This is a genomic window from Kitasatospora sp. NPDC057512 (genome assembly GCF_042802135.1).
Classification (GTDB): domain Bacteria; phylum Actinomycetota; class Actinomycetes; order Streptomycetales; family Streptomycetaceae; genus Kitasatospora.
The window spans coordinates 1-1,297 of record NZ_JBHVET010001241.1 but is presented as its reverse complement, the minus strand read 5'-3'; the positions used below and the strand labels follow the sequence as shown (position 1 = coordinate 1,297).

Annotated in this window: 1 protein-coding gene; it reads right to left on the bottom strand. The window is 75.4% G+C overall.

Translation table 11 applies throughout. The features are described from left to right. Window positions 1–187: 187 nt before the first annotated feature. A partial coding sequence (locus ACFU6K_RS39200) for an alpha/beta fold hydrolase (protein ID WP_380671484.1) occupies window positions 188–1,297 on the bottom strand: 1,110 nt, incomplete at its 5' end.

The following is a 1,297-nucleotide window of genomic DNA, read 5'->3' as shown; positions in this document are numbered from 1 at the left end:
GTGCCCGGGCACGCCAGGGCGGCCGGGGAGCGGTTCGCCCGGGGCCTGCGGCTCGGCCGGGCGGCGGCCTGCCTGCCCGCCGCCGCCCGGACCGGCCACCACCGCTGCCGGGGCGTCCGGCGGGCGGCGGGAGGAGGCCACCGTGCGCACTGAGCCGCTCCGCGGCGCGACACCGGCCCGAGGGCCGCTACGCCTCGCCGTGCGCCATCTTGATCAGGCGGTCCAGCACCGTGCCGCCGCTCATCCGAAGGCCGTCGTGCTCCCACTCGTTGGTGATCCAGGTCCGCAGGCCGCGCACCGCGCGGGCGGTCTCCAGCGAGTCGGCGGTGTCCACGTACATGTCGTCGTGGTACACCGCCGCCACGACCGGCACGGTGTTGGCGGCCAGCCGCACCCGGTCGTACAGGTCGGGCCAGTCGGTGCGGGCGGCGAGCAGGTCCGCGGTCTCCTTCAGCGGGCGCAGCGCCGGGTCGGTGTCGAACATCCAGGGGTAGATCATCTCCCCGGTGAACAGCACCGGCGCGTCGGACTCCAGCGCGGCCCGGGCGTCGAACTGCGGGAACTCCTTGCGGACCCGCTCGGCCGCCCAGGCGGTGCCGCCCTGGTCCACCGACCGCTGGCCGTAGATCGACTCGTGCAGCACCGCGTAGAGCGGGCCGCCCGCGAAGGAGAGCTGGGCCTGGGCGCCGGCCAGGAAGGTGTCGGAGAGCTCGGGCCCGGCCGCGCCCTCCACCCAGGCCTCCTCCAGCAGGTAGTGCAGCGTGCCGGAGCCGTTGCCGCCGCCGAGCAGCATGCCGAGCGACTGGAACGCCTCGACGGTGAGCAGCCCGCCGCCCGGCAGGGTCGCGGGGGAGTCGGCGAGGTGGGCCGCGATCCGGCGTACCGCCTGGACGTCCTGCGGGAACCGGGCGTAGTGGCCCTCGTTCTTGCCGACCACCCGCGGGTAGGCGGCGCGGTAGACGTCGTCGGCCGAGCTGCCGAGGCCGGAGAGGCCACCGGTGATGAAGGCCTCGGTCAGGCCCTCGGGGGCGATGGAGAGGTAGGTGAGGGTGCAGAAGCCGCCGAAGCTCTGGCCGAGCACGCTCCAGCGGCGGTCGGCGCCGAGCAGCCGCTCGCGGATCAGCTCGGCGTCCCGGACGATCGAGTCCGCGCGGAAGTGGGCCAGGTAGTCCGCCTGCTCCTGCGGACCACCGCGCCGGGCGAGGGTCTGCCGGGTCGCGGGGGTGGACCGTCCGGTGCCGCGCTGGTCGAGCAGGAGCACCCGGTAGTCGTTCAGGGCGCGCTCCAGCCAGGAGTC